This is a genomic window from Peribacillus aracenensis (genome assembly GCF_025175645.1).
GTDB classification, from domain to species: domain Bacteria; phylum Bacillota; class Bacilli; order Bacillales; family DSM-1321; genus Peribacillus; species Peribacillus aracenensis.
Genome location: NZ_JANZMJ010000001.1, coordinates 179,416 through 201,021, shown reverse-complemented (window position 1 = coordinate 201,021; position 21,606 = coordinate 179,416). Strand labels below are relative to the sequence as shown.

Annotated in this window: 16 protein-coding genes; 6 read left to right on the top strand and 10 right to left on the bottom strand. The window is 40.4% G+C overall.

Annotated features, from left to right (window positions below; genetic code table 11):
- Window positions 1-170: 170 nt before the first annotated feature.
- Together N0M92_RS00985 and N0M92_RS00980 are read right to left on the bottom strand one after the other, a co-directional pair.
- Complete coding sequence (locus tag N0M92_RS00985; protein ID WP_260284104.1) at window positions 171-953, bottom strand: TerC family protein; 783 nt, start codon at window positions 951-953, stop codon at window positions 171-173.
- Window positions 954-1,211: 258 nt separating this feature from the next.
- Window positions 1,212-2,771, bottom strand: a complete 1,560-nt coding sequence (locus N0M92_RS00980) for an aldehyde dehydrogenase family protein (RefSeq protein WP_260284103.1) — start codon at window positions 2,769-2,771, stop codon at window positions 1,212-1,214.
- Window positions 2,772-3,579: 808 nt separating this feature from the next.
- Here N0M92_RS00980 and N0M92_RS00975 point away from each other — a divergent pair.
- On the top strand, window positions 3,580-4,773 hold the full coding sequence (locus N0M92_RS00975) for an FtsW/RodA/SpoVE family cell cycle protein (protein WP_260284102.1): 1,194 nt from the start codon (window positions 3,580-3,582) through the stop codon (window positions 4,771-4,773).
- Between the two features lie 106 nt (window positions 4,774-4,879).
- On the opposite strand, the gene nhaC is transcribed toward N0M92_RS00975, so the two are convergent.
- Together nhaC and N0M92_RS00965 are read right to left on the bottom strand one after the other, a co-directional pair.
- A complete protein-coding gene (nhaC, locus tag N0M92_RS00970) occupies window positions 4,880-6,259 on the bottom strand; it encodes a Na+/H+ antiporter NhaC (protein ID WP_260284101.1) in 1,380 nt (459 codons plus the stop codon).
- Window positions 6,260-6,749: 490 nt separating this feature from the next.
- Window positions 6,750-8,324 carry a peptide chain release factor 3 gene (locus N0M92_RS00965; RefSeq protein WP_260284100.1) on the bottom strand — a complete coding sequence of 525 codons (1,575 nt, stop codon included), beginning with the start codon at window positions 8,322-8,324 and terminating at the stop codon, window positions 6,750-6,752.
- An 887-nt stretch (window positions 8,325-9,211) separates the two neighbouring features.
- Here N0M92_RS00965 and N0M92_RS00960 point away from each other — a divergent pair.
- Window positions 9,212-9,415: a cold-shock protein gene (locus N0M92_RS00960; protein ID WP_061462203.1), complete on the top strand. Its 204-nt coding sequence runs from the start codon at window positions 9,212-9,214 to the stop codon at window positions 9,413-9,415.
- A gap of 99 nt (window positions 9,416-9,514) precedes the next feature.
- Here N0M92_RS00960 and N0M92_RS00955 read toward each other — a convergent pair whose 3' ends face one another.
- From N0M92_RS00955 to N0M92_RS00945, 3 genes are read right to left on the bottom strand one after another with little or no spacing between them, the layout of a single operon-like run.
- Window positions 9,515-11,482 (bottom strand): DUF6449 domain-containing protein, encoded by a 1,968-nt coding sequence (locus N0M92_RS00955; RefSeq protein ID WP_260284099.1) that lies wholly within the window; start codon window positions 11,480-11,482, stop codon window positions 9,515-9,517.
- Window positions 11,457-12,356 (bottom strand): ABC transporter ATP-binding protein, encoded by a 900-nt coding sequence (locus N0M92_RS00950; RefSeq protein WP_260284098.1) that lies wholly within the window; start codon window positions 12,354-12,356, stop codon window positions 11,457-11,459. The genes N0M92_RS00955 and N0M92_RS00950 overlap by 26 nt, the downstream gene beginning before the upstream one ends.
- On the bottom strand, window positions 12,353-12,736 hold the full coding sequence (locus tag N0M92_RS00945; protein WP_260284097.1) for a GntR family transcriptional regulator: 384 nt from the start codon (window positions 12,734-12,736) through the stop codon (window positions 12,353-12,355). Before N0M92_RS00945 ends, N0M92_RS00950 begins: the two co-directional genes overlap by 4 nt.
- Window positions 12,737-12,917: 181 nt before the next feature.
- Between N0M92_RS00945 and N0M92_RS00940 the strand changes: the two genes are divergently transcribed.
- Window positions 12,918-13,334: an organic hydroperoxide resistance protein gene (locus tag N0M92_RS00940; protein ID WP_076366919.1), complete on the top strand. Its 417-nt coding sequence runs from the start codon at window positions 12,918-12,920 to the stop codon at window positions 13,332-13,334.
- Between the two features lie 52 nt (window positions 13,335-13,386).
- On the opposite strand, the gene N0M92_RS00935 is transcribed toward N0M92_RS00940, so the two are convergent.
- Entirely contained in the window at window positions 13,387-14,703 is a 1,317-nt protein-coding gene (locus tag N0M92_RS00935) for an MFS transporter (RefSeq protein ID WP_260284096.1), read from the bottom strand.
- 215 nt (window positions 14,704-14,918) lie between these two features.
- Between N0M92_RS00935 and N0M92_RS00930 the strand changes: the two genes are divergently transcribed.
- The 3 genes from N0M92_RS00930 to yidC all read left to right on the top strand — a co-directional run bounded on the left by N0M92_RS00930 (window position 14,919) and on the right by yidC (window position 17,741).
- Window positions 14,919-15,740: a glycerophosphodiester phosphodiesterase gene (locus N0M92_RS00930; RefSeq protein WP_260284095.1), complete on the top strand. Its 822-nt coding sequence runs from the start codon at window positions 14,919-14,921 to the stop codon at window positions 15,738-15,740.
- An 899-nt stretch (window positions 15,741-16,639) separates the two neighbouring features.
- A complete protein-coding gene (locus N0M92_RS00925; protein ID WP_260284094.1) occupies window positions 16,640-16,927 on the top strand; it encodes a hypothetical protein in 288 nt (95 codons plus the stop codon).
- A gap of 28 nt (window positions 16,928-16,955) precedes the next feature.
- Window positions 16,956-17,741 carry a membrane protein insertase YidC gene (gene yidC / locus N0M92_RS00920; RefSeq protein ID WP_311202497.1) on the top strand — a complete coding sequence of 262 codons (786 nt, stop codon included), beginning with the start codon at window positions 16,956-16,958 and terminating at the stop codon, window positions 17,739-17,741.
- Window positions 17,742-18,145: 404 nt separating this feature from the next.
- Here the strand turns inward: yidC and cphA are convergent, their stop codons facing one another.
- The gene (cphA, locus tag N0M92_RS00915) at window positions 18,146-20,767 is read right to left on the bottom strand and encodes a cyanophycin synthetase (protein ID WP_260284093.1); all 2,622 of its coding nucleotides are present in this window, start codon (window positions 20,765-20,767) and stop codon (window positions 18,146-18,148) included.
- The gene (locus N0M92_RS00910) at window positions 20,764-21,576 is read right to left on the bottom strand and encodes a cyanophycinase (RefSeq protein WP_260284092.1); all 813 of its coding nucleotides are present in this window, start codon (window positions 21,574-21,576) and stop codon (window positions 20,764-20,766) included. Before N0M92_RS00910 ends, cphA begins: the two co-directional genes overlap by 4 nt.
- Window positions 21,577-21,606: the final 30 nt, after the last annotated feature.

The following is a 21,606-nucleotide window of genomic DNA, read 5'->3' as shown; positions in this document are numbered from 1 at the left end:
TTTTTTCAGATTTCCGTCCAATACAATGGGACAATTGTCATTTTTATAATCGGAATTTAATATTCACATCTTTTAACATATCATACGTAAACATACCTGCGCTTTTGAGGGTCATCTCCATAAATACATTAAAAAACAAAAAAATAGGCGTGATTAACACGCCTGTTTTTTTAAGCTCCCTGTATTTTTTTCTCTTCTTTTTCTTTTTTTTCTTTTTTACTCGAGATGATCCATGCACCTGCTGCAATTCCAATCAATACAGTCCAGAAAATCGATTTCCAAAGAGTTGATTCAGGGAAATGATGATCGATGACAGCCAGTGAAGGGTGTGCGAGTGTGTGTACCGCCAATTTCACTCCAACCCAACCCACAATCAAAAATGCTGCCATTTCAAGTGAAGGTCGCTGATGAAGCAACTTCACGAATGCAGTTGCTGCAAATCGCATGATGACCAATCCGATCAAACCTCCGAGAAACATGACAGCGAATTGCCCTCCGTCAATACCGCCGACTTTCATCCAGCCTGTTGCAGGTAGTGTAACAGCCAGTGCGACGGCAGCCAACATGGAATCGATTGCGAAAGCTATATCTGCCGCTTCAACCTTTACCACGGTCATCCAGAAGCCCGATTGCTTTTTGGGTTTCGTGATTTCCTTCTCACCTTTACCAGTGTATTTTTTATAAATGTTCTGAAAAGCAATGAAAAGTAAATAAATCGCACCGATTGCTTGAACCTGCCACACATCGACAAGAAAGGAAATAAGGAATAAACTTGCAAAGCGGAAAACAAAAGCTCCCATCAGTCCATAAAACAAGGCTTTTCGCTGTTGTTCTTTTGGCAAATGCTTAACCATGACAGCCATGACGACTGCATTATCCGCAGCAAGTATCCCTTCCAATCCAACCAAGATAAGAAGGACCCAGCCATATTCCAATAATATTGATGCTTCCATCCATTCAACCTCCAATAGTTAGTATTTCCTTCCTATTGGCATTGGCAAAATAAAAAGACCTCTGCCATATAGGCAAAGGTCTTGCTGAACATGAAAACATGTCAACAAAGCCGATGAATGTTCAACATCCACGTAATGACGACTTTGTTTTAGGGCGAACCCTAACGCTACTCCCCTTTGAAAGGAAAATCAGTTATTAAGTATATTAATAGTATACGCGCGAGTTATGAAAATAACAATCTTTTTTATAAATGGATCTCATTTTCGATTCCCTTTTGATAATTTAATCAATCGCAAATATTCTTTGCCGAAACGAATCCAGTTAGGTTTGGCAGAAAAGTAGTTCTGAAACAGCGATAAAAAACTCGTGTATTTCCCTTCATATGGATACCATTGTATTTCTGTATTGTTTTTACCTTTATCGATCATGATCGCTTTTTCATGGCAGAAAATCTTCAATCCATGCTCGCCATGATAGCGGCCAACCCCACTTTGTTTGGCACCGCCAAATGGTAAATGATGATTAGCAACCGTTATCAGCACATCATTGATCGTCACCGCCCCGGTTACTAACCGTGTCGCAATCCTGCTTGCTTTTTCCCTATCCATCGTCCAAACGCTGGAATTGAGTCCATATTCACTTTCATTTGCCAGGGAGATCGCTTCTTCCTCCGTATCGAAAGGTATAACAGGCAACACAGGACCGAACGTTTCTTCTTTCATGATTTTCATGGAATGATCGACATTGGACAGAATTGTCGGCGGAATGAAATGGGTCTGTCCCATTTCCCACTCTTTCGGAGGTATACCGGTTTCAAGAACGGCCCCCTTATTCAGTGCATCCTCCAGGTGCCCAGCCACAATATCAACTTGTGCCGGGAAAGTCATTGAACCGATATCATCGTTCAATTGCACTCCCTGCCTCATGGACTTCGTTTTTTCTTTAAGAAGCATGAGGAACTCCTTATAAACAGGACGTTCCACATAAACCCTTTCAACACTCATGCACACCTGCCCACTATTTGTGAAAGCTCCCCATAGAGCCCCGTTCACAGCCCGCTCCAAGTTAGCATCACGCAGAACGATCATCGGATCCTTACCGCCAAGCTCCAGAGTCGTAGGGATCAGGTGCCTTGCTGCGACCTCACCAATCATTTTTCCAGTCCTTACAGATCCAGTGAAAAATATATAATCTGGTTTTTGCTCAGTTAATGCGGAACCCAATTCTTTCCCTCCATGGGCAAACTGTATAGTCCCTTCTGGGAAACCAGCTTCAAGAAACAGATTTTCGATGCACACTCCAACTAAAGGCGTTACCTCTGATGGCTTGGCGATGACTGTATTTCCCGCTGCTAAAGCATTAAGAATGGGTACCATGGAAAGCTGCAGCGGATAATTCCATGGTGAAATGACGAGAATCGTTCCACGGGGCATATAATGAATATAAGATTTTTTACCAATTAACATGAGTGGAGTGGTGACCTTCTGCCCAGAAAGGGTCTTCACTGCATGTTTCTCGATATGCTTGATTGCATCAATCGTTGGCATGATGTCAGCAACCAGCGCTTCAATTTTCACTTTTCCCGTATCTTTTGAAACGACTTCAGCTATTTCATCCATTTTTTCAACCATCAATAAACGAAGCCGTTTTAAATAGTGCAGCCGTTCCTTGATGGGAAGGTTCGACCATGATTGGAACGCATGTCTTGATTTCTTATATATATGAGGAATCGACTTCAATGGCGTTGGGACGATTTCCGAAATCTTCTCACCTGTTGCCGGAGAAAACACTTCCAACTTGTCATGTATTTCTTCCATAACTACTCCCCTTGCTTTACTTTATTTTTATTGGTATTCCATATCATTTTTATCCTTTGAATAAAGATCTACCCAGGAATAACACCTTCCATGAAATGCAGCAAAACTTCTCAGCTGAAGTGCTGTCTGTCAAAACTCCCTTTCTAAGTGAAAGTAAAATAGCGCTTCAATTCCACTCCTTGATTTCCCAGGATGGTTTGATAAGAGCGCCTGACTACTTTTCTTAAACAGCTCATAAACTTCACTAAACATACGAGGTTTTTCCTGAACCCTCTTATATAATGCCAGAGACGCAGCAGCCTGTATAATATAATCGATTGGAACCAAGCTAGCAACCGTAACCCTCTCTCCATAAAATTCCTGTTTGTTTCCCTGCAATATAATCGGGGATAATATAAGTATACCTCTTAAGATGAGTTATGCCTTTAACAAATTCGTTTACAGTATCCGCGACATCACATCACGTTTTACAACTCATTTGGTGAAACCCATGAACTACAGCCCAGTCATCAATAACCTTGAATAGTAATCTTTATAGCACTTCATAAATGGAATATATAGTAAAAAAATTCTCGATTTTAAAAGGAGTATTCACGTTTGCCATCGAAGGTAATATATAGGAATCCAAATTCGACCTTAAGCAAAAAGGAAATCCGGGAGACTAGATTATCGGTTTTAGTGTTTAATATTGGGTAACGGAGGATAAATTCATATTATCTAATATAAATTATTATCTATATAACCGATTTTCCGTTACTATATAAGAAGGCGATTTTTTCGCGCATACATATTTGAGGTGAGCGCACAAGTGAAAAGAATAATTAAAGCATACGACTTCCCTATTTTCATCGCTGTCGTATTACTCTGTTTGTTTGGTTTAGTCATGATTTACAGTTCGAGCATGATTACTGCTGTTGCTCGATACGGTCAGCCCATGGATTACTTTTTTGAGAAACAAAAAACGGCCTTTCTCATTTCATTCCTGGCAATGATCGTCACGATGATTCTTCCTTATAAGATGTACAAAAACAAAATGTTCTTGATGTCTATGATGTTTGGAATGGCCGGTATCCTTTTGATGCTATTTATCTTCGGCCATACAGCTGGAAATGCCACAAGCTGGTTCAAGTTAGGGACAAAATCGATCCAACCCGCAGAATTTTCCAAATTGGCGATGATCATTTATCTGGCAGCCATTTACGGAAAAAGGCAGGATCGAATCAATAGTATTGATAAAGCCGTCATCCCCCCGATTTTCTTTCTGGTATTCATCTGTTTTTTAATCGGGATACAACCTGACTACGGAACGGCAGCGGTCATTTTCCTGATTTCAAGTACCATGATCATTTCATCCGGGATGTCTTTTAAGAGCATATTCAAACTTTCATTGATCACTGCGATATTCGTTGCGATATTCGCATTAGGAGTACTTGTGACAGGTAATTTCTCATCCGTCTTCTCTCAAAATAAGGTGTCTCGTTTTACGGGGTTTGCCGATCCATTTGGAACGGCAGGAGAAAGCGGGTATCAACTCGTCAATTCATTATTCGCGATAGGATCCGGTGGCCTTACTGGAGTGGGACTTGGTGACAGTGTACAAAAATACGGATACCTGCCTGAATCACATACTGATTTCATCATGGCCGTCATTGCGGAAGAACTCGGGATATTCGGAGTCGGGTTCGTTCTATTGACACTAGGTTTTATCGTCCTAAGGGGATATGTGCTTTCCGCAAAATGCAAAGATCCTTTTGGAAGTCTTTTATTGATCGGCATCTCATCCATGATCGGCATTCAGGTTGGCATTAACGTAGGCGGAGTGACTGGACTTATCCCAATTACAGGGATCACCCTTCCATTCATCAGTTATGGAGGATCCTCCTTACTGCTTCTCATGCTTTCTATGGGTATATTCCAAAATGTCGTCATGCGAATGAACTTACTTGAACAGAAAGAAAAGGTCGTGTCCATCCCAAAGGATGAGATTGCGTCTTCAAAATAAACGTAAAATCCTATACCCCCTGACATTTCTGTTCATGTCAGGGGGTTTTCCCTATTGAAGTTCATATAAAAAAAACAGGCAGTCGAAACCGACCGCCTGTTTTTTTTCATTTATAATGGATACCGATTTTCGTAAAGCCAGAAATCAGACTGAGCAAAGGACAAAGTAAGCAGAAGAATGCAAATGGGGCATATTCAAGGGTTGAAACACCCAATACCTGTGTCAGGAATACACCGCAGACACCCCAAGGAACCAGAGGATTCACAACTGTTCCCGCATCTTCAAGTACCCTCGCAAGCGTTTTGGGCTGCAAGCCTAAATCTTCATATTTCTGCTGAAAGGCCTTCCCAGGCAGTATAACTGACAAATACTGTTCACCCACCAGGAAATTCACGCTGATTCCTGTAAATACAGTAGCGGAAATAACTTTCGCTACACTCGTCAATGAATCCTGGACCGCTATTAAAATAGAAGGGATGACTCCCAATTCGAACAATAGTCCGCCCATCGCCAATGCCAACAACACCATCGAAACGGAGAACATCATACTTTCAATGCCGCCCCGCGATAGGATTGTGTCGAGTTGATCCATTCCACTCTTCAGTACAAAACCCCCGTATAAGATATCCGCTAGTTTTGCAACGGTCAAGCTTGGCGTTTGAATGAAAGCAACCACGGCCGCCGAAATGATCCCTGCTGACAATGTCGGAATCGCCGACACCTTTTTCAAAGCCATGACTAGAACGATGACAAACGGAATCAAACTCCATATGCTTATATTCGTCTCCATTTCCAAGGCTTTGGTCATGGCTTCGATTTCCTCAACACGAGCCACTTTGACATTCGGTGAAAGGAAGTAAAAACTGATAAGTGATATTAAAAATCCTGGAATCGTTGTCCAAAGCATATTATTAATATGTTCAAATAATGATGCCCCAACCGTTCCCGATGCAAGGTTGGTCGAGTCGGATAATGGAGACATTTTATCCCCAAGAAATGCACCGGAAATGATTGCACCGGCTGTGATCGCCAACGATAAATCCAGCGCAGCCGCCATGCCTATTAAAGCAACGCCGATTGTGGCTGATGTTGTAAGTGAACTCCCTATACAGAGCCCTATTAGCGAACACACCAGAAATGTGATCGCATAGAAATATTCACCAGAAATCCAGTTAAACCCATAGTACATGATGGTAGGGATCGTCCCGCTTGCCATCCAGATGGAAATCAGCATTCCAATGAAAAAAAATATATAGATGGCTCCCATACCAGAAACTGCACCTTTGACGATAGCTGCCTCCATAATTGAAAAAGGCAGCTTCTTGATCATTCCATAGACAAATAGAAATAGGATTGCCGCTATAATTGGAATATGGGGGGCAAGTCCATAATGTATGATACCAGTTGCAATAATAAAGAATAGAACGGCCAAAACCCCAATTGCTTCAGGTAAGGAGAGTTTCAGCTTTGCATCTTCAAGACGCATAATGTATTTCCCCGCTTTCATGTTGTATATTCTCTGAGGTAAGGATCGGACCTTTTCACCCCTCACAATTACTGAAACGCTTTTAAGCACTAAAGTACAAGCTAAATATAAAGGAGTTTAAGGAGTTTGTCAAAGGAATAATTTAGTAGATATTACTTTTTCCAATGATATTTCTCTAAAAAGACTTTTATGTGATTCAATCATTATCTAGGCTAATTGAAAGCCCTTGGTTGTCCCATCGTTCTTCGTTAACTAATGAACAGTTTTTCCTCATCATGATCGATCAGGATCATGCAGCCTTTCTTTACGGAAAAAGATGGTCAAACTGGACTTCGCGAGAGGGAAATATGATCTAAATATCGAAGAGGTCAAATATTCTGTGTAACCGCTTCAAGTACAATAAAAAATCAAAAGGGTTTCCGAATGAGACCACTCCGAACCCCTTCTGTCTACAAACAGAAAGCCCGTGTATATTACACGGGCTTCTCCATTATTTCAAATCCATTGGATTATATAATTCCACGTCAGGATTTTTATCTTGGAACCAACGAAGTGCAAACTCATTTTCAAATAAGAATGCATATTTGTCAAACCGGTCTTTAACAAGAATGCTTCTTGAGCTATGAAGGTTTTCATCAAGCTTTTCATCTTCAGCCCAACGTGTTATCTTACTTCCCATGCGCTCCATCACGACTTCAACATTGTACTCGTTCCTCATTCGATGCTCGAATACTTCGAATTGAAGCTGCCCAACCGCACCAAGCAGATATTCTTCCATCCGAACCGTTTTGAAGAGCTGTATTGCCCCTTCCTGTACAAGTTGGTTAATTCCTTTATGGAAATGTTTCTGTTTCATGACGTTTTTAGCTGTTACCCTCATGAATAGTTCCGGTGTAAACTGAGGCAGCTTTTCAAACTGGAACATGTCTTTGCTTGTTGTGATCGTATCTCCAATCTGGTAGTTACCGGTATCATATAAACCGATGATATCTCCGCTTACCGCTTCATTTACGGTGTTCCGATCATCAGCCATGAATTGGGTAGAAGAAGAAAGGTTAATCGGTTTCCCTGTCCTGCTCAAGTTTACGCTCATTCCGCGCTCGAACTTACCGGAGCAGATACGAAGGAAAGCGATCCGGTCACGGTGTTTTGGATTCATATTCGCTTGGATCTTGAAAATGAAGCCAGAAAAATCATGACTGACAGGGTCCATTTCGCCAGACGTCGTCATCCGTGCTTGTGGAGCTGGTGCAAATTTCAAATAAGCATCCAAAAACGTCTGGACACCGAATGTCGTTAAAGCACTTCCGAAAAATACGGGACTTAATTTTCCATTCGCAATGTTTTCTTCAGAGAATTGGTTACCTGCTTCCGTCAACAGCATGATTTCTTCCAATGTTTGCTCATATAGCTGGGAATCCTTAAGTTTATGATCCACTTCAAGTTCACCTTCGTCATTCAACGGAAGGAAACGCTCTTCCCCTTCGGTTTTGAACTGTTCAATCCGATTATTGAACCTGTCGTAAATGCCCACGAAATCTTTTCCCATCCCAATCGGCCAGTTCATTGGATATGTTTCTATACCTAATACCTCTTCGAGTTCGGCAAGCAATTCAAGCGGCGTTTTACCTTGTCGGTCCATTTTATTGATAAAAGTGAAAATCGGGATGCCCCTCATCCGGCATACTTTGAATAACTTAACTGTCTGATCCTCGATACCCTTTGCCGAATCGATAATCATCACGGCGCTATCAACAGCCATTAGTGTGCGATATGTGTCTTCACTGAAATCTTGGTGGCCTGGTGTATCGAGAATATTGACACGGAAATCATCATATTCGAATTGCATCACTGAAGATGTAACGGAAATTCCCCGTTGTTTTTCAATCTCCATCCAGTCACTTGTTGCATACTTCCCTGTTTTTCTAGCTTTAACTGTTCCGGCATCACGGATCGCGCCGCCAAACAGCAATAATTTTTCTGTCAAAGTCGTTTTCCCGGCATCCGGGTGAGAGATGATTGCGAAGGTCCGTCGGGATTGAACCTCATCTTTTAATGTAGTCATAAAATGTTCCTTTCATTATTGGAGTCATCAAAAAAAATTTATAGGAGGTTTACTGTATTTTTCACATTGGTATGGCAACCTTTCTTTGCATGCAAAAATCCTGATCCTACACAATATATGTAAGAAAAAATATATCATAAGGCATGAGCCTTGGCTACTCTGCATTCTTGTCAATCAACCTTTCTATTTTAACACGATATGAAGGAAAGATGTAGAGGTGAATGAAACACCATAAGAGGATTTGTTCAGATGGCAAAACAAAAGACGCTTAATCAGCGCCCCTTATCTTAATCCATATGGTTATCGTTCATTTATTCATCGTTTAACATTTACCTTGCAGTTTTAATCGCTTTTTGATTTCGCTTGTTCTTCCAACGTTTCTTTACTTCCTTGAATATGATGGGAGCAGCAAAAATAAGGGCCCTTTTTAATAATTTCTTCATTTCATCAGTCCTTTCTTTCTAAACTATACCCGATTATTTTCGTGAAAAACTTAATGCCAAATAGTTTTCCTTATTTCAACCATCAAGGCTACTGCTCTTGGACATGGCAACCCTGTCAAATTTCTATCGAGGAAATTCCTGCACGGCAATACCGTTATGCTTCCCCTTATTAAACCTTCTTAAAATTATTTTCCCCAAACGGGAATGTATAATTTGCTTCCATTTGTTTTATCCTTTATAAAGGTGGGTATATACTAAAAAACTGGAAATTGATCCAGAGGTTAGTGGATTAATTTTTCCTCTAGGCTTTCACATATTATCAATCATCTTCGAATGATGACTTTAACTTGAATGAGGGTGCTGGATAATGTGTGAAATTGATTTTTCCATCCAGGTAAAATCTTCACCATTAATATTTTTTAACTTTTTAGGAGGATTCATCGAATGACAGTAACAGGTAAAGTGAAATGGTTCAATAGTGACAAAGGATTTGGATTCATCGAAGTACCAAACGAAGATGATGTTTTCGTTCATTTTTCCGCCATTCAAGGAGAAGGTTTCAAGAGCCTTGATGAAGGTCAAGAGGTTGAATTTGAGATCGAAGAAGGAAACCGTGGACCTCAAGCTAAAAACGTCGTAAAACTCTAAAGCATAGATACACAAACATATTTGATAGGCAATGCAAAAGGAGGCCGCCATATTGGGCGGCCTCTTTTCCTTTATATGTGTAAAAGCAAAATATTCACGTTATCTTTCATTAAAATGAGCCAAAATGAAGCCGGGAATATGTTCGCCAGAAAAACTCTTGATATCCACATCTCTGCTTTCTTTATAATAAAAGGCAGCTGAATACTCTCCGCCCCAATCGATCTGAGCATTATCAATCGCCGTCTCGATTTCCAAAGCCGTCTTGATTTTCATGCGATTTGGCTGTTGTTCAATCTGCTGTGCAAGTTCACCCTCAGATTTCGAATGATAAAATTTCGAATCGGTTTTCGCAACCAGGATATAAGAGATATCATCAGCCATTAACCGCGCTTTTTCAGATTGGCCGGTACTTTCCATCCATTTTGAAAACTGTGTATATGAAGAGTCCCAATTCATATAAATGGTTTTGTTATTATTCAAAAGAATTTCGATGGAGGCATAATCACCGAAAGAAGATGTCATTTGGGCGAACGATTGATTATTCAGATCCTCCGACAATGCCTTTACAGCAGCTTCCAGCTGTTGACCGTCCGTGATCGTTATTGATTTGTCCACTTGTCCGCTCGCCGTTATCTTGATTTTAGAAACGTCTACAGCGGATACATTCAATAACTCGTTAACCATTTTTTTATATTCATTCGACTCATAAATTTTCGCCAACAGTGGCATGTATGAGTCGTAATTTTGCAAATGATACTCTCTTGCTAACCGTTTTCCATTCTTGAGTTCATACATCAGAAATACGGATTGTCCATCATTCACTTCACCAATGGAAACCTTTTTACCCTTATCGATAATTTCCTGATGCAATAACCTGATCGCTTCTATATTGTCCTTCTCTTTAAGATGATTGAAAGCTTTATTCGACGTGTCATCATCTTCAAAAAATAAAGGAGAATCGCCAATATAAATTTGGCTAATCATCTTTTCATCAGGAATCTTGGCCTTATACTGAAAGGGATCTATTCTTATAATGAGTGCCAGTACAATGATGGCCACTATAAATGCTACATAACCTTTCAGGTTGACCCGTATTCGCCAAGTCTTTTGCAGGACGATTTCCCCTAAATAATATCCAAGCAAAGAACCGACAGCATATCCGAAGAAAATCCACCCAGGTTCACCTGTCGTTTCGCTAAAATAAAGCCCAGTAAACAGCATCATGCATAATGTCAGGCCGAATTTAAATAATGGCTTAATCTTCGGGTAAACAAATGCCTGCGACACATGCTCCAGCTTTCTCCTCTCATAGAGAAAAAGAGAGCAGATCAGAAATAGAAAGGTTAATATACTATAAATTAATGTATTAATAGAGAAAAATGTGATTTTATCCATCTCCGTTGCTGCTAATAAGGGGGAGATGCCATTCATATTAGCACTTAGATAATAATCTGCAGAAAATCCTGCTATCAAAAACTTCACATTGGCTGCAAACAAAACAAACAGCCCCACCGGCAAAGCAAGAAAAATATAGGTCAGCAATCCTTGAAATGCTGATAATCCCGTCACCATTCCAACAAGAACGGCAACAGAAAAGATCAAAGCTTCCAAAATAAATGTAGTCCCCATCCAAGACCATATATCCGTCATGGTATATAGCCTTTCTATATCAATTGCCGAGTGAAATAATATCAATATTGAACCTGTAAGTAAAATCGGCAAACCCATGAAGCCAATTCCCGTCCCAATCATATGAACGTAGATGCTGCGTCTAGTAATCGGTAAACTATGAATAAAGTCTGAAGCTTGTTTCATTTGTAAGAACCGAAAAAGGAAGATGGCAAGTAATACTGGAATAACGATGACCAAGACAAACTGTATCATCTGCTGACAGGAAAAAAGGTTTTCGAATTCCACATATTCATTGTTCTCGTTCAAGATAATCGCTAACATTTTCAAAGGCAGGGCAAATATGAGGCCTACGAGAGACAGGAAGCCAATCCAGCCAGTGGTTCTGAAAATATAGATAATCAGTTCTCTATTAAACCAGGTTATTCTGGATGACATAACCGATATCCCCCATTTCATAAATGAATATCTCCTCCAGAGTAAGTGGGAGAATATCTAATATTTCTGGCTGAAACTGATTAAAGTACGATTTAATCACGGATTCTTTACCTTTAACGATGCAAACGATCACGCTGCCGCGTCTTTCCTTGTTAAGAATTTGAATTCCGCGATATAATCCGTGGGGAATTTTATGTTTAAAGGCAATTTGCACTTTATGTACATCCGCTTTTAAGTCATCCAAATCCTTCTCGATAACAAGCTCACCCTTATGTAAAATCCCTACATGATCGGCTAGATCTTCAATTTCCCGGAGATTATGGGACGATAGTAAAATCGTCATATCCCTTTCCGAGACATCCTGAATCAACAACTGTCTCACATTTTTACGCATGACCGGATCTAATCCATCAAACGGTTCATCCAGGATGAGAACTTCCGGCATCGTCGAGAGTGCGAGCCAAAAAGCAACCTGTCTCTGCATCCCCTTCGATAGTTTATGTATTTTAGATTGGATGGGGATCTGGAATATTTCCTGTAATTGATAGAAACGTTCTTGATTCCACTCACTATAAATATGACTATAAAAACCTGCCATTTGCATGATCGTATAGTTAGCCAGGAAATAAGGTGTATCAGGAAGGAAGAAACAACGATTTTTCACTACACGGTTTTCAAACACATATGATCGATCAATAAGAACTTCACCTGCGTCTTGTATCAGATTGCCTGAAAGCATTTTTAATAAAGTCGTTTTCCCCGCCCCATTTGAACCTAATAACCCGAATATGGAGCCTTTTTGTATGACTAAGGTGACGTTTTTGATCGCTTCTTTTCCTTCATATAATTTACTCACCTGTTTTAATTCAATCATGATTCTCCCCCCTTTGCCAATGGGCTGATTTCCTTTATTAATCTATAAATTTCATGTTTATCGATTCCGATATACAGAGCTTCCGCGAGTATCTTTGAGAGCTCGTTTCTGATCTTTTCTTCTTTTAATGAGTTTTTCAAATATTTAGGAGGTGCCACGAAATTCCCTTTGCCTGGCAATGTATATATAAACCCATCAGTTTCAAGCTGCTTGTACGCTTTCTGGATCGTATTTGGGTTGATGGTCAATTCCTGAGCCAATATTCGTATGGATGGAAGCTGATTATGTTCTCGTAAAACTTTATTGATCATTAGTTCCTTAAACTTATCCATCAATTGCTCATATATCGGCTTTCCACTTTGGACATCCAACTCAAACATCATCAACCCCTCCTGACAAATGGGTGTATTACATCTCCTAATACAGTACATTATAAAACAATATCTTCCATTTTAAAACCGATTTCAAACAATACTATCCATACATTTGCTTTCATTTTGTTTAACAAGACTTACAGTAGGGAACTAAAGATAATAAGAATAAACAAAGGAGTTGTTTTCATTGAAACCATTATATACAGCTACAGTTACCGTACACGGTGGTCGTGAGGGACATGTAAAATCAGAGGACGGGATTCTGGATTTCGATGTGAGGTCACCGAAGGAATTAGGTGGTTCCGGTGAGCGCGCTACAAATCCTGAACAGTTATTTGCAGCCGGTTATGCGGCATGTTTTGACAGTGCCTTGAATCTTGTTCTGCAAAAAGAAAAGAAAAAAGTCGATACTTCCGTGACGGCAAATGTCACGATCGGTAAAGATGAGGAAGACGGTGGTTTTAAATTGGCTGTAAGGTTGGATGTTTCGATCCCGGACCTAAGCAGGGAAGAAGCCGAAGACTTTGCCAAAAAAGCTCACATGACCTGCCCATATTCAAAAGCAACTCGCGGGAACGTCGATGTCACTTTGATTTTAGTATAAAAATATGCAAGGGAATGGATACGGCATTAAGGCCGGCTCCATTCCCTTTTTACTATTTCACTTCTTCCAATCCCTTCAGCCTCAAAAGAAAGCCCAGGCCTATTACTGTCATGATGATCAGTGACCCTAATGCCATCCGGCTTGCCAATGTACCGAGGTCATGGAATACCAACGTTATCGTCCCATATAAAAGCGGACCGATTATGGAAGAAACTTTTCCGGAAAATGCAAATAGTCCAAAAAATTGCCCCCTTTTTCCTACCGGGGTCAATTCAACGATATATGTCCGTGATGTCACCCACATTGAACCTAGTGAAATGCCGAACATACTCCCTGCAATCCAGAACCAAAGAGCCGTTTGTGCGAAGACTGCTATAAATAAAGCGACCAAGAGCAGAACTCCTACATATGTCACAGCTAGCCGCGGACCCTTCGACTGCGTGATATATCCAAACAGAAACGATCCGGCAATACTCGAAACTGTCGATACCAAGTAAAGCAAAATGAATCCGCTTGAGGAAAATCCAACAACAGTCTTGGCATATACGGCCATCATGCCGATAGTGGTTGCAATTGCATCGTTTAAAAAGAAATAAGCAATCATGAATGTAAAAACCGATCGATAGGATTGCATCTCTTTAAATGTTGATTTAATTTCCTTATAACCTGATAAAAAAGGTTGTTTCGCTTTTTGCTGTTTTGGAGTCTCTTTTAAAAAAAAGAATAAAGGAAGGGAAAAAACCAGAAATAAAATGGCCGTTGGAATAAAGGCTTCATGTGAACTCCCCTTACTAATGAATGGATAGATCGACAGTCCCACTAACGTTCCAAGATAGCCTACCGCCACTCCAAATCCTGATATAAGCGGCAATTGCTGTTTCGTGCCTAAATCACTCATCATCGTATCATAGAAAACAAGACTCGAATGATAGAAAAACTTTGCTATCACAAATAAAAGAATGACGATTGCTAAAGAAATTGGAATGCCCAGAAGCTTTCCTTCGAACGGAGCCCCTCCAAATACCCCCATTAAAAATGTACATACAACAGAAATGAGTGTAAAAATTATAATGTATTTTTTCATTTTTCCCGTTCGATCGATCATGACTCCGAACAGCGGGGAAAATAAAACAAGAAACAAACTGGCAATCGCATTAGCATAGGAGATGAAGGTACTTGCAATCTGATCAAGAACGGCATTTTCCCCAATCTGTTCCTGGAGGAAGAATGGAAAGAAAATCGTATTGATATTAGAAGAAAAAATCGTATTGGCAAAATCGTAAAACGCCCAAGAGAGAATGGGCAGGGAAAAATATAAACCAAAATTCCCCTTCCATTTTTTAGACTTCGGTTTCACCTGCAATTCCATCCGCTTTCCCTCCTTTATAGATGCTTAAATTATATGTATTCCATACCTTTCCAATAAATCCTTTAAGTCTGGATTATAACATTGTGTAAAACATGATTTTTTCCTGCCTAACATGTAAAATTATGAAATGAGGCTGAGCTGCTGACTTCTTCTTTATATTCTTTAAGTTGGGGTAAAGGATATTTAAAATAATGTGCTTAATAGGAGTGTAAAAGATGATTGCATTTATTCTTATTATCTTGTTAACCATACTTGTCCTGTTCGCTATCTACGCTAAAAGATCAAAGAGCGATTTCCCTGAAAGCTTCATAATGCAGCATTCCCCCCTTAAAATTGGACATCGCGGTGCATCTGGATATTGTCCAGAGAATACAATGGCATCTTATATTAAAGCAATTGAATTGGGAGCTGATTTCCTGGAAGTGGATATCCATCTTAGTAAAGATGATGTACTTGTGATTCATCATGATCCCACACTGGATCGGACCACAAACGGCAAAGGGAGCCTCCGTAATTACACGGCAGCCGAATTAAAGGAATTGGATGCAGGAAGCTGGTATCATTCTCGCTATAAGAATGAGAGGATTCCTTTACTTAGTGAGGTATTGGAGAATTTCGGGTCAGAAGTTGGAATCTTAATCGAAATAAAACATCCATCTGCTTATCCTGGCATTGAACAGAAACTTGCAGAAGAATTAGAGAAATTCCGAGAATATTCAACAAGTAAAAATAGGATAATGGTACATTCGTTCGATATGGAATCCATGAAAAGGTTTCATCAATTAATGCCGGACATACAAGTGGGCGTTTTGATTAAACGGCGAATTAATGATCAAAAATTAAAAGAGATTGCCGAGTTTGCATCATTTTTGAATCCAAAGCAAACGATTTTAAGTACGAAGCTGCAAATGCGAATCCAAAAGCACGGGATGAAAGTATTTACATGGACCGTCAACAATAAAAAACAAATGCGCATGTTCAAAAAGATGCAGATAGATGGCATCATTTCTGATTTTCCTGATTATTTCTTGGATTGAAGCTTTTAATGTGATTTTCTTTAAAAACGTTCCAGTTGATTTCAGAAATCCGCACTTTTCAACATCTAGCGGGATCTTGGCTAGCCAGCTATTCGCTAGGGGTATTGCAAATTCCTTCAATCCAGTCGTTCGAAATGGTCTCTCCCCGAACCATGATTATAAATAAGACTTGAAATGAATCCCTGAACTCCCCCTTTTTCGACTGGACAATCCGCAAATGCGGATTGTTTTTTTTTTATTACATGGAAATGATTGTATCTCATGCCCATCCGTACCATAATAGGCCATTGCTGTTGCCCGTCACCATCGGTAACCTGCCACGGAATTTAACCGACAAGTGGGGGAAAAACAAAATGAGCGGGCATTCTTAAGCCATACATAAGTATGTTGGTAAAAGCGCCCATTCATTGAACCAGCGTCAATTGCTTTATACATTCCATGGTGAAGTTGTGGAATAAATAAAGGCGGAGCTATATGAGCGGGCCTCCTCTGTAGGACGGACCTGGCGGGCCAGGCAGAATCCTTACTTCCATTATTTGATTTCTTAATGGATTATCCATACTTCGGGGATGTGCATTTTGATATAAATTATTTTCAGTACCTTTATGGTGGTTCTGTTTTTCGAATGAATTGAGCTTCCTTTTATCCGTATGTAGACGAATGACCGTGTGTGAAATCTTCGCTCTCGAATCCAGGTTCTATATGGCCTTTAATCATAAATTGACGAACCAGAAAATATTCCCTGTTTATTTTTTGAAAAAATCCCTATATTTTTTGGCATTCTTGTACTAGAATTTGATATAGTGTTCTTAATGATTTAAACTTATTCCAGTCCCGAAATTGTTTTTGGGGACCAACCGAACTAAATTCTCCTATCTTAGAAAAAACGAGGGATTCCTATGTGGGAATTATTATTAGAATTCGATTATCAGACCGTTCGCCATGCGGTATGGGCAGGTTACTTATTTACCTTTGTCTTTCCACTGGCTGCGTTTTACTTCTTAAATAAAAAGCAATCACACTTGAACGACAAATATCAAGCTTCCGTCCATACAGATAAAAGTAAATCCCCAGTTCAGAAAGGTAACACTTTTGACTGGCGCGGTGCACAGCGCTTTTTCACATTTATCCGGCACAAGGATTCACCAGATGATTCCGATGAGCCAAGCCTCCTTCTCGTTGTTTAAACAATAACAATTCGAGGAGGAAATTATATTGAATAAGAAAAACATGCTTTTAATTGCCGTCCTATTTTTGGCAACGACCCTTTTGACAGGTTGCTCAGCAGCAACGAGCGGACCATTTCATACTGCATTGGTTAACCCGATGACAAAAATGCTAGAATTTAATGCTGATTTATTTAATGGCAACTATGGTTTAAGCATCATCATGATGACATTTTTGATTCGCCTTGTCTTGCTTCCACTGACTGCCAAGCAATATAAAACACAGCTTAGCATGAAAACGAAGATGAATGGGCTGAAACCGGAAATGACAGCAATCCAGCAGAAAATCAAAGAGACGAAAGATCCAGCTAAACAAAAGGCCCTTCAACAGGAAATGATGCAGCTTTACCAAAAACATGGAGTCAATCCTTTAAACATGGGATGTCTGCCGCTCTTGATTCAAATGCCGATTCTAATGGGCTTTTATTATGCGATTCAAGGTTCCCATGAAATTGCGACCCATAATTTCCTTTGGTACAGTCTTGGCCAGCCGAATATTGCCATGGCGATTATTGCTGGTGTCATTTATTACTTCCAATCGGTCATTTCCATGAGACAAATGCCGGAAGAACAGCAGAAACAAATGAAGCTGATGAGCCTGCTCTCACCAGCAATGATTTTATTCATTTCTTTCTCTGCTCCTGCTGCATTGCCGCTGTATTGGTCGATCGGAGGTATATTCATGATTGTTCAATCAATCGTGCTTCAGCGAATATATAAAAAAGACCATGCCGCTGTCCCGGCTGCAAATGAAACGGTTATTAAAAAAAGCTAATCCACTTGGATTAGCTCAGACTGTAGACAAACTGATTTGACCCCTAAAGTTAGACATTTAGTTTAAGCAGGTTCTAAGACCTGAGTTCGATCTTCTATCGGACTCAGGTCTTTTAATTTTTGCTTAACAGTTCCTGATACTAATTTAGAATCCACCACTTGTCATTGCTTATGTGAATAAAAAACGGTCCAGAAGCCCTGTGAGGCGATAAAAGTCTCATCCGTGTATTTATCCCTTTTAGTATTCCGTGACATATAAAAAGAAAAGTAGTGCAAATGATAAATCAATTCAAACTAATGTACCGCAGCTTCTATTTAGTTCGTTTACCTTGACTACTTCATTTCTACTATATGGGGAAGGAAATTATTAGAACGTGCACTCCGCAGGGCGGAATGCACGTTCTTTTATTTCTTCGGCAAAGGATTTGTTGAAACCTTTTCGAAAAACCTCTCTACATATTCGAAATCCGTGTAAAAGAACAATAATAGATCACCCGGTTGTGATGTTTCCCAGGCTTTTATGAACGCTTCCAATTCATTTAGTTCGATGAATGTCCGATCTTTCTGTAACCCAGCTTCTACGGCCGCTTCCTGAAGCAGCCCGGCTACTTCGAACGGCTCCCTTCCACGCAAATCATCATCTTCTTTAATGATGAATAGATCAGAATGCATGGCTGCCACCTTGGAGAGCTTGATAAGCTCTTCATCAATACGGTCCCCTGGTCCTGCCAAAACAGTGATTAGACGATTTTTATTATAGGCACTGACCGTTTCGAATATAGCCTTCAGCCCAGCTTCATTATGGGCATAGTCGATGATGATCGTACGCTCTTTCAACTTTTTTAAATTGAAACGTCCTTTGGACAAATTCGTATCAGGCATAAATGTGGCAGCCTTCCTTCTTAATTCTTCCATTGAAACGCCTTGTGTTTCGGCAGCGGCTAACGCCTGAAGTAAATTGGCGATATTATGACGTGCCATGCCGGAAATCGTAATTGGAATAACGGTGCAATCCATGAATGGATGGATGACTCCATCAGATGAATGACAAATCATGCCTTGTTCATTGACGAACCAAACTTCACATCCACCATTAATCGCAGCCTTAACGTGAGGCTGGGTTGCATCAGTAGAGGTGTAAATGACCTTCCCATCTGTATGGGCGTTCATGGCAGCTACATTCGGATCATCTGCATTCAGCACACAATAGCCTGTTTTCATTACGACTTCGGCAACCAGCCTCTTTAATTTTATGAGATCATCCAATGTATCGATTCCATCACGGCCGAGGTGATCTTCACTTACATTGGTGATGATCCCCACATCACATTTCCGAAAAGCCAGTCCTTCACGCAGAATTCCGCCCCGGGCCGTTTCCAATACGGCTACATCAACTTCAGGATGGGCCAATACCATTCTTGCACTGACAGGGCCACTGCAGTCACCTTGATCCAATACCTCATCGCCGATATATACTCCATCAGAATTTGTCATGCCAACCTTTGTTTTTTCATTAGTAAGAAAATAATGAATCAATCGCGTCGTTGTCGTCTTTCCATTTGTTCCGGTCACTGCGATGATCGGTATAGCAGCCTCTTCCCGAGTCGGAAATAAGTAATCGACAATGGCTTTGCCTACATCCCTTTTTTTTCCTTCACTCGGATAATGATGCATTCGAATTCCCGGTGCAGCATTCACTTCAATAATCGCAGTCCTTGAATGTTCGATTGGTTTTGATATATCCTCACAGATAAAATCTATTCCGGCTATATCCAAGCCGATCGCTTTTGCGGCAGCAACAGCCATATTTTTTATGGTGGGGTGAACCTGGTCCGTTACATCAATTGCCTTTCCACCAGTCGAAAGATTTGCATTGCCGACAACTTGAACCAATTCCCCTTGATTCGGAATGGTATCGAGCGTCCGATTCGATTTTTCCAAGTAACATGTCACGGTATGTGTAAGTGGAATTTTTGACATCGGCTTTTCATGACCTTCTCCCCGCAACTCATTACAATTTTCCCTTTCTATCAAACTGCGTATCGTTTCCTTACCGTTGCCAATAACATAGGGAGGAAGCCTCAAACTAGCGGCGATAAGTTCTCCGTTGACTATCAGTAACCGATAATCATGTCCTTCAATATGCCGTTCGACTATGTACTTCTCCACATGCAACTCCAAACAATTAATTACATTGAATAGCTCATCCTTATTTTTGATATGAGTGATGACACCCTGCCCCTGTCTCCCATTATACGGTTTTATGACCAGTGGAAAACCCAGCCTGTCCGCCGAGGCAAAGATATCTTCAATGGAATGGGCAACTTCCCCTTCAGGTACAGGGAGGCCACACCCGCTTAATATTGATTTAGTCAATGATTTGTCACATGAATTCTCAACGGCAATATTCGAAGTTTGGCTAGATATTGTCGCCTGGACATACTTCTGCCTTGTACCGGTTCCTAGACGCAGTAAGCTTTCATCACCCATTCGCTCGACAGGGATACCTTTTGCCTGCGCTGCCTTAAAAATGGCTTCAGTACTTGGCCCCAGTTTATTTTTATAATATAGCTCCTCTATTTGTTTTACATAAGATTGTACATTTATGATTTTTTCACCATTCAGGATGGCTTCCACGATATCTTTTGCTGCTAAAAATGCCTGAAGACCTGAGTGAGGCTCCTGATAGTCAAAGGTAACATAATAAACACCCTTCTTTTCCATCATTATCGTTTTTCCACGAATGGCTTCGATTCCGGCCAAGTTTTGAAGCTCAATCGTCATATGCTCCAATATATGTCCCATCCATGTTCCTTTTCTCAGCCTTTCGGCGAAACCGCCTCGATACCCTTTTGAACATGTATGGCTTCCCAAGTTCGGGAGCGCCTTTAACAATTTTTCATTGAATCCAGGTATTGAATCAGATGGTTTCTGTTCAAGTTCCCCTATATCCAATTCAATGCAAATCGTAGGTGTATAAGCAAAATAATTAGGTCCTTTTAAATAACGGACTCGATTGATCTTCATTGTTGGATCCCCTTTTTCATCAACAATTTCCTTGTAAGCAGGTCAAAACGGTATCCCCTTGTTAGGGCATGAAGGTTAAATCCCGAAAGAGTCAACTCTTCACTGCCATTATCAGAAGTTGTGATATTGATATAATCACTGGTGCTGCCATCAAGAACCAATACTTGATGTTGGCCAACAACTTCAAAATGACCGTCTTTAACTAAAATTGCTGTATTTTCATCAATGCCAATACCCATAATTTCTTTTTTCCCTGCTATCGCACTTAACAGACGGTCAAAGCGGCCACGCTGGGAAAAATGTTGATCGATTATCAGGCCGTCAAGGAAGCCGAAGCCTTCCCCAATTTCAACCTTTAATTTATTGTCATTCAGCATCGTGTCAGCAGCGGCGATCATGTACTTACCTAAAATCGAAGCGCCAGCACTTGTCCCTGCTATCACCAGTCCTTTATGCCAGGCTTTAGAAAGGGCATCGTGGAACTTGGTTTTTCCAATCAGTTCAGACAATCGGCTTTGGTTTCCCCCTGAAATGAAGATAGCCGAAAAAGATGGAAGCTGTTCACAAATTGCTGGATCGTCTGCATCCTGCCTTGAATCCAGCTTGATCACTTCCACCCTGTTCACGCCTAAATTCCTGAAGATCTTGATATACTCTGCACTCACTTCCTCAGGAATTTCACTTGCTGAAGGCAATATTCCTATTCCGCCGTCGTTATGGGTCGCAAGCTCGACAAATTTATTTAATACTTCACCTTCAAGGCACTTATCCTCTGCCCCGCCAATGATAAGTAATTCACCACAATTCATTCATCATACTCACCTTTACAAATGGATTAA

Excerpts from the sequence above, each read along its gene's own strand:
- N0M92_RS00985 (WP_260284104.1), bottom strand. The coding sequence starts at position 953 with ATGGAAGCATCAATATTATTGGAATATGGCTGGGTCCTTCTTATCTTG.
- N0M92_RS00980 (WP_260284103.1), bottom strand. The coding sequence starts at position 2,771 with ATGGAAGAAATACATGACAAGTTGGAAGTGTTTTCTCCGGCAACAGGT.
- nhaC (WP_260284101.1), bottom strand. The coding sequence starts at position 6,259 with ATGCGTCTTGAAGATGCAAAGCTGAAACTCTCCTTACCTGAAGCAATT.
- N0M92_RS00965 (WP_260284100.1), bottom strand. The coding sequence starts at position 8,324 with ATGACTACATTAAAAGATGAGGTTCAATCCCGACGGACCTTCGCAATC.
- N0M92_RS00960 (WP_061462203.1), top strand. The coding sequence starts at position 9,212 with ATGACAGTAACAGGTAAAGTGAAATGGTTCAATAGTGACAAAGGATTT.
- N0M92_RS00955 (WP_260284099.1), bottom strand. The coding sequence starts at position 11,482 with ATGTCATCCAGAATAACCTGGTTTAATAGAGAACTGATTATCTATATT.
- N0M92_RS00950 (WP_260284098.1), bottom strand. The coding sequence starts at position 12,356 with ATGATTGAATTAAAACAGGTGAGTAAATTATATGAAGGAAAAGAAGCG.
- N0M92_RS00945 (WP_260284097.1), bottom strand. The coding sequence starts at position 12,736 with ATGTTTGAGTTGGATGTCCAAAGTGGAAAGCCGATATATGAGCAATTG.
- N0M92_RS00935 (WP_260284096.1), bottom strand. The coding sequence starts at position 14,703 with ATGGAATTGCAGGTGAAACCGAAGTCTAAAAAATGGAAGGGGAATTTT.
- N0M92_RS00930 (WP_260284095.1), top strand. The coding sequence starts at position 14,919 with ATGATTGCATTTATTCTTATTATCTTGTTAACCATACTTGTCCTGTTC.
- N0M92_RS00925 (WP_260284094.1), top strand. The coding sequence starts at position 16,640 with ATGTGGGAATTATTATTAGAATTCGATTATCAGACCGTTCGCCATGCG.
- cphA (WP_260284093.1), bottom strand. The coding sequence starts at position 20,767 with ATGAAGATCAATCGAGTCCGTTATTTAAAAGGACCTAATTATTTTGCT.
- N0M92_RS00910 (WP_260284092.1), bottom strand. The coding sequence starts at position 21,576 with ATGAATTGTGGTGAATTACTTATCATTGGCGGGGCAGAGGATAAGTGC.